General features: G+C 63.7%; 10 protein-coding genes. 3 read left to right on the top strand and 7 right to left on the bottom strand.

Going from position 1 to position 12,608, the window contains the following annotated elements:
- The first annotated feature begins 50 nt into the window (after window positions 1–50).
- A complete protein-coding gene (locus tag LB538_RS14400; protein ID WP_224523478.1) occupies window positions 51–1,307 on the top strand; it encodes a D-amino acid dehydrogenase in 1,257 nt (418 codons plus the stop codon).
- Between the two features lie 206 nt (window positions 1,308–1,513).
- Here LB538_RS14400 and LB538_RS14405 read toward each other — a convergent pair whose 3' ends face one another.
- The 7 genes from LB538_RS14405 to LB538_RS14435 all read right to left on the bottom strand — a co-directional run bounded on the left by LB538_RS14405 (window position 1,514) and on the right by LB538_RS14435 (window position 8,734).
- Complete coding sequence (locus LB538_RS14405; protein ID WP_224523480.1) at window positions 1,514–2,866, bottom strand: FGGY-family carbohydrate kinase; 1,353 nt, start codon at window positions 2,864–2,866, stop codon at window positions 1,514–1,516.
- Entirely contained in the window at window positions 2,863–3,177 is a 315-nt protein-coding gene (gene rhaM, locus LB538_RS14410) for an L-rhamnose mutarotase (protein ID WP_181181204.1), read from the bottom strand. The genes LB538_RS14405 and rhaM overlap by 4 nt, the downstream gene beginning before the upstream one ends.
- Window positions 3,177–4,178, bottom strand: coding sequence for an ABC transporter permease (locus LB538_RS14415; RefSeq protein WP_224523482.1), 1,002 nt, complete (start codon window positions 4,176–4,178; stop codon window positions 3,177–3,179). The genes rhaM and LB538_RS14415 overlap by 1 nt, the downstream gene beginning before the upstream one ends.
- Window positions 4,175–5,152: an ABC transporter permease gene (locus LB538_RS14420; protein WP_095765870.1), complete on the bottom strand. Its 978-nt coding sequence runs from the start codon at window positions 5,150–5,152 to the stop codon at window positions 4,175–4,177. The genes LB538_RS14415 and LB538_RS14420 overlap by 4 nt, the downstream gene beginning before the upstream one ends.
- A complete protein-coding gene (locus tag LB538_RS14425; RefSeq protein WP_224523483.1) occupies window positions 5,149–6,690 on the bottom strand; it encodes a sugar ABC transporter ATP-binding protein in 1,542 nt (513 codons plus the stop codon). Before LB538_RS14425 ends, LB538_RS14420 begins: the two co-directional genes overlap by 4 nt.
- A 184-nt stretch (window positions 6,691–6,874) precedes the next feature.
- A complete protein-coding gene (gene rhaS, locus LB538_RS14430) occupies window positions 6,875–7,870 on the bottom strand; it encodes a rhamnose ABC transporter substrate-binding protein (RefSeq protein WP_224523485.1) in 996 nt (331 codons plus the stop codon).
- A 54-nt stretch (window positions 7,871–7,924) separates the two neighbouring features.
- Complete coding sequence (locus LB538_RS14435; RefSeq protein WP_040986229.1) at window positions 7,925–8,734, bottom strand: DeoR/GlpR family DNA-binding transcription regulator; 810 nt, start codon at window positions 8,732–8,734, stop codon at window positions 7,925–7,927.
- A 188-nt stretch (window positions 8,735–8,922) separates the two neighbouring features.
- On the opposite strand from LB538_RS14435, the gene LB538_RS14440 reads away from it, so the two are divergent.
- Window positions 8,923–11,025 (top strand): bifunctional rhamnulose-1-phosphate aldolase/short-chain dehydrogenase, encoded by a 2,103-nt coding sequence (locus LB538_RS14440; protein ID WP_224523487.1) that lies wholly within the window; start codon window positions 8,923–8,925, stop codon window positions 11,023–11,025.
- Window positions 11,026–11,114: 89 nt separating this feature from the next.
- Window positions 11,115–12,407: an L-rhamnose catabolism isomerase gene (gene rhaI / locus LB538_RS14445; RefSeq protein WP_224523488.1), complete on the top strand. Its 1,293-nt coding sequence runs from the start codon at window positions 11,115–11,117 to the stop codon at window positions 12,405–12,407.
- The last annotated feature ends 201 nt before the right edge of the window (window positions 12,408–12,608 follow it).

The raw sequence follows: 12,608 nt of genomic DNA on the forward strand, positions 1-12,608 counted from the left end.
CTCATGCGGCGGCGCGCGGGGGGCCGCCCCATGATCTTTGAGGGAACGGCATGAAGGTCTTGGTTCTCGGCGCCGGCGTGGTTGGCACGGCGGCCGCCTATTATCTGGCAAGGGATGGTCACGAGGTGACGGTGATTGAGCGCCATGAAGCGGCGGCGCGGGGCACCAGCCAGTCCAATGCCGGCCTGGTGTCGCCGGGCGACGCCACCGCCTGGGCTTCGCCCGCGGCGCTGAAGACCTTCCTGCGCGCGCTCTGGAACCATGACCTCGGCATCAAGGTCAGGCTGCGCCTCGATCCCTATTTCTATGCCTGGAGCCTGCGCTTCCTGCGCGAATGCACGGTGACCCGGCTGCGCGCCAACACCAACGTCAAGTTGAGGCTCGCGCTCCATTCTCGCGAGTGCATCAATCAATTGTCGGAGGAAACCGGCATCCATTATGACGAGCGCAAGAAGGGCATTCTCTACTTCTTTCGCTCGCAAAAGAGCCTGGACACCGGCACCGACAATTACCGCTATCTGGGCGAGCACGGCCTGCCGATCGAGATCGTCGACCGCGAGCGTCTGGTCGAGCTGGAGCCTGGTCTTGCCGGCGTGAAGGAAAAGATCGCCGGCGGCATCTATTCGCCGATCGACCAGACCGGGGATTCCAAGCAGTTCACCGACCGGCTCGCCGCCTATGCAGCCGAGAGGCTCGGCGTGAAATTCCTGTTCGGCACGACGGTCGAGGGCCTCGACATCGAGGGAGATCGGGTGCGCGCGGTGATGACCTCGGCAGGACCGGTCACCGGCGATGCCGTCGTCATCTCCATGGGGCCGGAAAGCGGCCTGCTCGGCCGCCGCTACGGTATCGACCTGCCGGTCTATCCGGTGAAGGGCTATACAGCGACGATCCCCTTGGAGGACGAGAGCAAGGGGCCGACCATGGGCGGCGCGGACGAGGACCGGCTGATCGGCTATTCCAGGCTCGGCAATCGCCTTCGCATGTCCTCGACGGCCGAATTCACCGGCTTCGACCGTAGCTTCAAGCCGGGCGATTTCCGGACCATCCTGGAAACCGGCAAGGATCTTTTTCCCGGCGCCTTCGACGAGAAGAAGGCCGTGCTCTGGGCCGGCCTGCGGCCGATGATGCCGAATTCGGTGCCGGTCATCGGCCAGGCGAAATACCGCAATCTCTATCTCGACACCGGCCACGGCCATGTCGGCTGGACCATGGCCTGCGGCTCGGGGCAGTTCCTGTCGGATGTCGTCGCCGGCCGCAAGCCGCAGATCGATCCCAAAGGATTGCTGTACGGGACGGCGCGCTGAAGGCTTTGATTGCCGAGGTCGGCGCTGCCCCTCATCCGCCTGCCGGCACCTTCTCCCCGTTGAACGGGGAGAAGAGAGCTGTGGCCATGCCGACACGCATTTCCGCGGCGTTGAAAATTGGCGAAATCGCCGGTGACGGCCTCTTTCTCCCCGTCACTATACGGGGAGAAATGCCCGGCAGGGCAATGAGGGGCAGAGCCAACCTGTCAAGTAGAGCGGCGCCAAGCCCGAGCATATCCGCCCCAGGACTGATCGGTCGGTGGTTCTGAGCGCTCACCCTTGCTCATCGCGATGACGCGATCTGAGGCTAACAAGGCCGCGCCGATGCTGGTCCCGGTCGAGGTCTCTGACGCAATGACCGGTCGCTCGGTAGCTGCCGCCAGCATTCTGATGAAAAGCGGGTTCTGCGCGAAAGGTCCCTCGACGGTCGTCGGTCCGTCGCCGCCGATCAATTCCAGGCAGGTCGCGGTCGTCAGCGCCAGATAGAACGAGATGGCGGCGAAGCGCTGACCGGCGCTTAAGTCCTCGGCATTGACCCACTGTGCGCCGCGATGCGGAAACGGTCCCGAACCCCGCTGAGTGGCAGGCAGGAGCAGCACCTGCCGCGCCAGAACGGCGGCAACATCGTCTTCGCTCCATTCCTGGCTTTGGCCGTCGGTCAGAAGCGAGAACTCGCGCCCACCCATGAAGCGCGCCGAAGGCACCGGATCGCCGAGCGCGTTGACATTGACCAGGGTGTCGCGCGCCGGGTCGAGCTCCACCTTCCTGCCGCCCACCGCCATCGACACCACCCATGTGCCGGTCGAGACGACGGAGAAGGGCGGTGTGTCGGATAAAAGGTGCGGCAGCAGCGAGGCGTTGGAATCGTGCAGTCCGCAGAACACGGGCGTCTGCGGGTCGAGCCCTGTCCGCCGCGCCAGCTCCGGCAGGATCGGGCCAAGCCGATCCTTTGCCGGTCGCACCGGCGCCATCAGCCGGCGCCAGTCCATCCGGTCGACCAGCGACGAGTAATCGGACGTCCAGGGATTCCAGAGATCGGTGTGGCAGCCGAGCGAGCTCACCTCATTGGCGGCGACGCCGGTCAGCCGCAGCGCCCAATATTGCGGATACATCAGCATCGCGGCGGCCGTGGCGAAGTCCGCCGGGAAACGTTTCTGCTGCCAGAAGAACTGTGCGCCGAGATTGAGGCCGATCGGCAGTCGCGGCGTGCCGGTTTCGCCGAAGGGCGGACGCACGGCGTCGTAATCGGCCCTAAGCTGGTCGGGGCCGTCGAATTCATAGTCGAGCACAGGCAGCACCAGTTCGCCCGAGTCGTCGACCAGCGCGCCGGTCGCGCCATGCGTGGTGATCGAGATCGCATCGATCCGCCGTTCGCGGTTGAGATCGGCGAGGCTGTTCAGGATGAACGTCCACAGCGCCTCGACATCGTGATGCGGGTAGGGCGCCTGCCGCACCGGCGCGTTGGCGAAGCGGCGCAGCCCAATCTCGCTCAGTGTCGCGAGATCGACCAGCGCCACCTTGGCGTTGGTCTTGCCGATATCGATGACGGCGACGATCATGCCATATGGAACACGGTTTCCAGCGGCGCCGCCACCGGCTCGTTGTCGGGTTTGGTCTCCATGACGTCGGCCATGTGCGCCCACCAGCGCTGCATCACCGGGTGCTTCGGAAGATCGGCCATGCCGTGGTCGTCGCGGCGCCACAGCACGCCGAACAGGATGTTGGTCTCCTCGTCGAGATGGATCGAATAGTCGGAGACGCCGGCCTCTCTCAGCAGCGCGACCAGCTCGGGCCAGATCTCGTCATGCCGGCGCTTGTACTCGGCCTTCATGCCAGGATTGAGCTTCATCTTGAAGGCGTATTTCTCCATCAGGCGAAGCGCCCCTCGCGCAGCCGCCGCCAGACGATCGGCAGGGCGATGACGATGATCAGCAGCAGGCCGATGAAGATCGACATGACAATGCCGGGCACGTTGAGCAGTCCGAGGCCGAACGTCACCAGCCCCATGATGAAGGCGGCAAGCACGACGCCCAGGATGCTGCCGGCGCCGCCGAGGATCGAGACGCCGCCGAGCACCACCATGGTGATCGCCTCAAGCTCATAGCCCTGCGCGATCGACGGCCGCGTCGAGCCAAGCCGCGAGGTGATCAACACCGAGGCTATGCCCGACATCAGCCCGGTCAGGCAAAACAGGATGAATTTGATGCGGTCGACGCGCACGCCGGAAAAATGGCAGGCGACCGGGTTGTTGCCGATGGCGAAGACGCGGCGGCCGAAGCTCGTGCGGTGCAGCAGGAACCAGTAGATGAGCGCCGCGACGAGGAACAGCGCCAGCTCGAACGAGAAGACCCACCAGACATAGCCCTGGCCGAAGAAGGCGAAGCTCTCCGGATAGCCTTTGTAGGCCTGGTCGCCGAGAATGATGAAGGCGATGCCGCGAAACAGGCTCATCGTGCCGATGGTGACGACGATGGAAGGCAGGCCGAGCCGGGTGACAAGCAGCCCGTTGCAGGCGCCGCAGCCGAGTCCCACGAGGACGCCGATTGCCACCAGCACCGGTGTTCCCGCGCCGGCCTGCACCGCCATGCCCATCATCGTCGAAGCTAAAGCCACGATCGCCGCGACCGACAGGTCGATCTCGCCCGAAATGATCAGCAGCGCCATCGCAAGCGCGATCAGCCCTTTTTCGGTGAAGTTGAAGGTCAGGTCCGACAGCGACCACGGATCGAGGAAGTAGGGCGAAGCAAAACTGTTCACCGCGAAGATGAGGACCGCGATGACGACGAGCAGCGCCTCCCAGGAGAAGATCGCCGAGGAGAGTGGCTTGTCCAACCGGTCGGGGATGTGGCGCGGGGCAGGGGTGTCGGTCATGCCGCTTCCGCCTTTCTCAGGATGATCCGGCCCTGCCGGCGCTCGCCGCGCGCGTTGAGCACCACGGCCAGGATGATGGCGCTTCCCGAAATCGCCATCTGCCAGAAAGGCGAGATGTTGATGACCGGCAGCGCGTTGGAGATGATGCCAAGGAACAGCGCACCCAGCACCGCGCCGCCGACCGAGCCGATGCCGCCGGCGATCGAGATGCCGCCGATCACGCAGGCGGCGATGATGTTGAGCTCATAGCCGTTGGCGACCTCGACTGAGGCGATGACGTAGCGCGAGATCCACAGATAGCCGGCGAGCCCGCCGATCATGCCGGAAATGCAGAACACGATGAATTTGGTGCGGCCGACATCGATGCCGGCATAGACCGAGGCGGTCGGGTTGACGCCGATGGCGTGAATCGAGCGGCCGATCTGCGTGCGCGTCATCACCAGAAAGAACAGCGCGATCACGATGATCGCGATCCAGGACAGCACCGGCAGGCCGAGGAAGGCGGCGCGCTGGAAATTGATGAAGTCCGAGCTCATCTGGTCGGCATTGACCCAGGCGCCGCCCGAGACGACGAAGGTGGCGCCTCGATAGATCGTCAGCGTGCCCAGCGTCACCACGATCGACGGGATGTTCAGCCGCCACACCAGGAAGCCGTTGATCGCGCCAAGCGCCAGTCCGATGGCAAGTGCGATCACGATCAGCACCGGGATCGGGATCGCCGGATGCGCGGCGTTGAGCATCGCCACCACCATGCCGGTGAAGCAGAGGTTGGACGCCATCGACAGGTCGATCGAGCGCGTCAGGATCACCACCATCTGACCCAGCGCCAGGATCATCAGGATCGAGGTGTCGTTGAAGACCTGACGCAGATTGGCGGGGACGGCGAAGCCGGGGAAGCGCGTCGAGATCAGGCCGATCAGCACGACGATGCCGGCAAGCAGCCAGATCTCGCGGTATTTGAGGAAGCTCTTCATGCCGCGATCCCCGCCGCCGTTCGAACTAGCGTCTCGGCGTCGAGCCCCTTGTTGTCGTAGGTCGCCGCGATGCGGCCTTCGCGCATGACCACGACGCGGTCGGACATGCCGAGGATTTCGGGCAGTTCCGACGAGACCATGATCACCGACAGGCCTTGCGCGACCAGTTCGGCCATGAAGCCGTGCACGGCGGCCTTGGAGCCGATGTCAATGCCCTTGGTCGGCTCGTCGAGAATGATCACCTTGGGCGCTGTGGCCAGCCATTTGGCGATAACGACTTTCTGCTGGTTGCCGCCGGAAAGCGTGCCGACATCCTGGCTCAGCGATGAGGCGCGCAGGTCGAGCCGCTCGGTGTAGGAGCGCGCGAGCGAGAACTCTTCCGCCAGCCTCAGCACGCCGGATTTCGAGGTGCGCTTCAGCGACGGCAGCGACACGTTCTGGAAGATGGGCAGGCCGATCACCACGCCCTGCTTGCCGCGCTCTTCCGGCACATAAACGATGCCGGCCTCGATCGAATCCGCCGCCGATTTCGGTGCGATCGTCTTGCCGTCGAGTGAGATGGTGCCCCGGCTGATGCGCGTGATGCCGGCGATCGCTTGCATGACCTCGCTGCGCCCCGCGCCGACCAGCCCGTAGAAGCCGAGGATTTCGCCCTTGCGCAATTCGAAGCCGACGTCGTCGAACTCGGTCGGATGCGACAGGCCGGAAACCGACAGCACCGGCGCCCCGATCTTCGGCTCGCGCTGCGGAAAGATATGATCGACGTTGCGGCCGACCATCATGCGCACGATCTCGTTCTGGCCGGTGTCCTTGAGCAGGCCTTCGCCGACCATCTCGCCGTCGCGGAAGACGGTGTAGCGGTCGGCGATGCGGTAGATCTCGTCGAACTTGTGGCTGATGAAGAGCACCGCCTTGCCTTCGCTCTTCAGGAATTCGATCAGCAGGAAAAGCTCCTCGATCTCCTTCATCGAAAGTGCCGCTGTAGGCTCGTCCATGATGACGATGCGCGCGTCGATCGACATGGCGCGTGCCACCGCCACCAGATGCTTATTGGCGATGCCGAGGTCCTTCAGCCGCGCGTCAGCGTCGATATGGCCGGCGCGCATCGTCTCCAGCACCTCGCGGGCGTTCTTGCGCATGGTGCGCCAATCGATGGTGCCGAAGCGGGTGCGCGGCGCATGGCCGAGAAAAATGTTTTCGGCGACCGAAAGATCATCGAACAGCACTGTCTCCTGGTGGATGGCGGTGATGCCGTGGCCGAAGGCGGCATGCGCGCTGGGCAGCGTCGTGGTCAGGCCGTCGATGCCGATCTCGCCTGAATCGGGCTGGTAGATGCCGGTCATGATCTTGACCAGCGTCGACTTGCCGGCGCCGTTCTCGCCGATCAGCGCCGTCACCTGTCCGGGATAGAGCGACAGGCTGACATTGTGCAGCGCGCGCACGCCCGGGAAACTTTTCGAGATGCCTGAGAGCGTCAGGCGAGGAGCGGAGGCGGGGAGCCGCTCCTTTACCGTGCCGTCATGGGCCGTCGTGTCCATAGTCGTATCAAGCCCGGTCAATCTATTGCGTGTAGACTTCCCCTCACCCGACCTCCGCTTCGCTCGGTCGACCTCTCCCCGAGGGGAGATGAGATTTCCGAGCTTGGCTCCAGGCTCTTCTCCCCACCGGGGAGAAGGTGGCCGCGAAGCGGCCGGATGAGGGGGCAGCGCCATCAGTCCGAGATCAATAGATCTTGGAGAACTTCTCGATGTTCGTCTTGTCGAACTGGAAAGGCGGAGCCATCGCGGCCGAGTTGGTGTCGTCGAGCGTCACCTTGCCGACGCGGCCGATCGACAGCGTGGCGCCGGGCTTGGCTTCTTCCTTCTTCACCGCCAAGTCATGGGCGAGATAGATCGCCGAATAGCCGAGGTCGATCGGGTTCCAGAGAGCGACAGCCTGCGAAGCGCCGTTGTCGATGAACTTCTTGAACTCCGACGGCAGCGCGAGGCCGGTGACGTTGACCTTGCCGATCAGGTTCTCGTCAGTGACGACCTGCGCGGCAGCGACGACGCCCACCGTGGTCGGCGCGATGATCGCTTTGAGGTTCGGGTAGGACTTCAACAGGCCCTTGGCTTCATCCGTGCTCTTGGCCGAGTCGTCATCGCCATAGACAGTGGCGACCAGCTTGATCTTCGGGAACTTCTCCGGCAGCACCTTCTTGGCCGCTTCGATCCAGGCGTTCTGGTTGGTCGCGGTCGAGGAGGCCGACAGGATGGCGACGTCGCCGCCCTCCGGCAGATAGTCGGCGGCGAGCTTGATGATGGTCTCGCCGATCAGATTGGTGTCGGACGGATTGAGGTGAAGCTGGCGGCCTTCCTTGGCGACGCCGGAGTCCCACGAGATCACGGTGATGCCGCGGTCCATCGCCTTCTTCAGCACCGGCACCAGCGCGTCTGCATCATTGGCTGAAACGGCGATCGCATCGACCTTCTGCGCGATCAGCGAATTGATCACCTCGATCTGGGCTTCGGCGGTAGCCTTAGTCGGACCGGTATAGATGACATCGACATCGCCCAGTTCCTTGGCCGCTTCCTCGGCGCCCTTGTTGGCGGCGTCGAAGAAGCCGTTGCCGAGCGACTTCACCACCAGCGCGATCTTGACGTTCTCGGCATAGGCGGCATTCACGAACATGGCGGCGGAAAAGGCCGCCGTAACCAGCAGTTTCTTCAAAAAGCTCATCGAATATCCTCCCTTGAGCGTTGCATTCCATCGCCGCTGCGGGCGCGAGTTTCCTCAGGCCTGCAGTGAAGATTCCTCCTTGTCGCTTGACTGTCCGCGGGCGACGATCAGCGCCACGCCCGCCGTTTCCAGCATCTTGGCCTCGCGGTCCTCGATGCCGTCGTCGGTGATCACGGTTGCGATGCGCGACAGCCCGCACAGGATAAGGCTCGAGCGCATGCGGAATTTCGAGGAATCGACCAGCACCACCAGTTCGTCGGCCTGGTCGATCAGCTTCTGCTCCGCCTGGATCAGAAGCGGGTCGCCTTCCATCAGCCCGAGCGGCCCCAGCCCCTGCGCGCCCATGAACATGCGTCGCGCATAGAAGTTGCGCGTCACGTCATTGTCGAAGGGCGACAGGATGATGTTCTGCTCGCGGTAGATCGTACCACCCGACAGCATCACCGTGTTCTTCGAGTGCTTGAGCAGATGCTCGGCGATCGGGAAGGAATTGGTGAAGATCGGCATGCGGCGTCCGGTCAGGAAATGCACCATCTGGAAGGTGGTGGTGCCGCCATTGATGATGATCGGCTCGCCGTCCGTGCAAAGGTTCACCGCTTCGCGGGCGATCGCCCGCTTCTGCGCGGCGTTCAGCGTTTCGTTGACCGAGAAGGGCCGGCCGGCAAGGCCGATGAACTGCGGCGGCGAGATCGCCTCGGCGCCGCCGCGCACCCGGCGCAGGCGCTTCTGCACATGCAGCGCCGCGATGTCGCGCCGGATCGTCGCTTCGGAAGAGTCCGTCAGCTCGACCATCTCCTGCACCGTCACCACAGGCTTTTCCTGGACGGCGGACAGAATGATCCTGTGGCGCTCTTTCTCGTGCATGGTTCCTCCCTGCCCAAGCATCAGGCCTTAGAAAACGCGCAGTGTCAATCATTTCCGATCATATATTTTCATTGTGCAGTGCAATATGATCGATATTGATCGTTTGTGATTGACAGGCGCGGCGCTTGCGTAGACATTCCCGGACGAGAAATGAGGGGCGCGGCATCGCGCTCCAAGGGAGGATACCTATGCTCGACAAGCGCTCCGGCTCGCGCCTCGCCAATCTTTGGGATGATGCAAAGGCCGAAGGGATGAGCGGTCCTGAGCTCTTGGTCTATCGCTCGAACACGCTGGGATCCGACAAGCGCGTCACCAACTATGGCGGCGGCAACACCTCGTCCAAGGTCTGGCAGAAGGACCCGCTCACCGGTGAGGAGGTCGAGGTGCTGTGGGTCAAGGGCTCGGGCGGCGACAGCGCCTCGATCAAGCTTGACGGTTTTGCCACCCTCTACATGCAAAAGCTGCGGGCGCTGAAGGGCCTGTATCGCGGTGTCGAGCATGAGGACGAGATGGTGGCCTATCTGCCCCACTGCACCTTCAACCTCAATCCGCGCGCGGCCTCGATCGACACGCCGCTGCATGCCTTCGTGCCTAAGGCTTGCGTCGACCACATGCATCCCGACGCCATCATCGCGGTCGCCGCAGCCAAGGATTCCAAGGCGATTACCAAGGAGATATTCGGCGACGCCATAGGCTGGCTGCCGTGGAAGCGGCCAGGCTTCGAGCTCGGCCTGTGGCTGGAGAAATTCTGCCTCGAAAACCCTGATGCCAAGGGCGTCGTGCTGGAAAGCCATGGCCTGTTCACCTGGGGCGACACGCCGAAGGAATGCTACGAGACGACGATCTCGGTGATCAACCAGGCGATCGACTGGTTCGAGCGCAAATCCGAGGGCAAGGCGATCTTCGGCGGCGAGGCGGTCCAGCCGCTCGACGCTCCCGCGCGCCGCGCCATCGCGGCCAAGCTGATGCCGCGGATCCGCGGCCTCATCTCCGAAAAGAGCCATAAGCCCGGCCATTTCGACGACCAGCCCGCCGTGCTCGAATTCGTCAATTCGAAGGACTTGCGGCCGCTGGCGGCGCTCGGCACCTCATGCCCCGATCACTTCCTGCGCACCAAGATCCGGCCGCTGGTGATCGAGTTCGATCCCGCAAAGCCGGATGTCGATGCCGTCATCGCGCGCCTGGCCGACGACATCGCCGAATACCGCGTCGGCTATCAGGCCTACTACGACGCCTGCAAGCATCCGGACTCGCCCGCCATCCGCGATCCCAATGCCGTGGTCTATCTGATGCCGGGCGTCGGCATGTTCACCTTTGCCGGCGACAAGGCGACGGCACGCATTTCCGGCGAGTTCTATGTCAACGCCATCAATGTCATGCGCGGCGCCTCGACCGTCTCGTCCTATGTCGGCCTGCCTGCACAGGAAGCCTTCGACATCGAATACTGGCAGCTCGAGGAGGCCAAGCTGCAGCGACTGCCGAAGCCGAAAGCGCTCGCCGGTCAGATCGCGCTGGTCACCGGCGGCGCCGGCGGCATCGGCCGCGCCACCGCCACCCGGCTCCTGCGCGAAGGCGCCTGCGTGATGCTGGCCGACATCGACGAGGCCGCGTTGGCCAGCGCCAATGACGAACTTTCGAAAGCCTACGGCAAGGATTTCGTCCGTCCGGTGCGGATCGACGTGACGTCGGAAGATCAGGTCGCCTCGGGCTTTGCCGAGACGTCGGTCGAATTCGGCGGCATCGACATCCTGGTGTCCAACGCAGGTCTGGCCTCCTCGGCGCCGATCGAGGAGACGACGCTGGCCTTGTGGAACAAGAACATGGACATCCTGTCCACCGGCTATTTCCTCGTTTCGCGCGAGGCCTTCCGCCTGTTCCGCGCCCAGAAGATCGGCGGCAATGTGGTTTTCGTCGCCTCCAAGAACGGGCTCGCCGCCTCGCCGAACGCGTCCGCCTATTGCACGGCCAAGGCTGCCGAGATCCATCTGGCCCGCTGCCTCGCGCTGGAAGGGGCGGAGGCGCAGATCAGGGTCAATGTCGTCAATCCGGACGCCGTGCTGCGCGGCTCAAAAATCTGGACCGGCGAGTGGAAGGAACAGCGCGCCGCCGCCTACAAGATGTCGACCGACGACCTCGAGGAGCATTACCGCTCGCGCTCGATGCTGAAGCGGTCGGTCTTCCCGGAGGACATCGCCGAGGCGATCTACTTCTTCGCCTCCGACATGTCCGCCAAATCGACCGGCAATATCGTCAACGTCGACGCCGGCAACGCGCAGAGCTTTACGCGCTAAGCTTCCTTCTCCCCGTTCCACGGGGAGAAGGTGCCGGGAGGCGGATGAGGGGCAGCGCCAGCCGAACGCATTCTTGGGAGGAATAGCTTTTGTCCGAAGTGATCATTTCAGCAGACCTCGTCGCTAAGCACAACGCTACGCGCGAAGCCGACCTCGAGCGCGACTACGCCGCGCTAGGCGAGCGCCTTGACCGGCGCGGTATCGCCATCGATGCGATCCGCGACAAGGTCGAGAAATTCGGTGTCGCGATCCCGTCCTGGGGCGTCGGCACCGGCGGCACGCGCTTTGCCCGCTTTCCCGGCGCCGGCGAGCCGCGCGATATCTTCGACAAGATCGAGGACTGCGCCGTTATCAGCCAGCTGACGCAGGCAACGCCCACCGTCTCGCTGCACATCCCGTGGGACAAGGCCGATCCGAACCGGTTGAAGCAGGCGGCGTCCCGCTTCGGCCTCGGCTTCGATGCCATGAATTCCAACACCTTCTCCGATGCCAAGGACCAGAAGCTCTCCTACAAGTTCGGCTCGCTGTCGCATGCCGATGCCGGCACGCGCCGCCAAGCGGTCGAGCACAATCTTGAATGCATCGAGATCGGCAAGACGCTTGGCTCCAAGGCGCTGACGGTGTGGATCGGCGATGGCTCGAACTTCCCCGGCCAGGTCAATTTCGCGAAGGCCTTCGAGCGCTATCTCGTCGCCATGCGCGAGATCTATGCCGGCCTGCCGGATGACTGGAGACTGTTCACCGAGCACAAGATGTATGAGCCGGCCTTCTATTCGACCGTCGTGCAGGACTGGGGCACCAACTACATCATCGCCAAGGAGCTCGGCGACAAGGCCTTCTGCCTGGTCGATCTCGGCCACCACGCGCCCAACGTCAACATCGAGATGATCGTGTCGCGGCTGATCCAGTTCGGGAAGCTCGGCGGCTTCCACTTCAACGATTCCAAATATGGCGACGACGATCTCGACGCCGGCTCGATCGACCCCTACCGGCTGTTCCTTGTCTTCAACGAGCTGGTGGATGCCGAGCTCACCGGTGCCAAGGGCTTCGATCCCGCGCATATGCTCGACCAGAGCCACAACGTCACCGATCCGATCGAGAGTCTGATGCTGTCGGCGGTCGAGGTGCAGCGCGCCTATGCGCAGGCGCTGCTGGTCGACCGCAAGGCGCTGGAAGGTTTTCAGGATGCCAATGATGCTTTGATGGCGACGCAGACGCTCAAAGTCGCCTATCGCATAGATGTCGAGCCGATCCTCGCCATGGCGCGGCTGAAGAAGGGCGGCGCCATCGATCCGGTCGCTGCCTATCGCGAGGCGGGCTACCGGGCGAAGGTCGCGGCGGAGCGGCCGGCAGTCGCGGGTGGCGGCGGCGGGATTGTCTGACAGGCAGCGCCACTCCCCCTCATCCGGCCGCTTCGCGGCCACCTTCTCCCCGAGGGGAGAAGAGATCAGCGCCGCCGCACGCTCCTCTCCCCTTGGGGAGAGGTCGGATTGCCCGAATTGCCCTTGCAATTCGACTTGGCAATCCGGGTGAGGGGCCACTCGCGCTGCTTCAATTGTTATTGGACTAATTCGCTGTGGCGG

This window comes from Mesorhizobium sp. Ca11, from assembly GCF_020165275.1.
GTDB lineage: Bacteria > Pseudomonadota > Alphaproteobacteria > Rhizobiales > Rhizobiaceae > Mesorhizobium.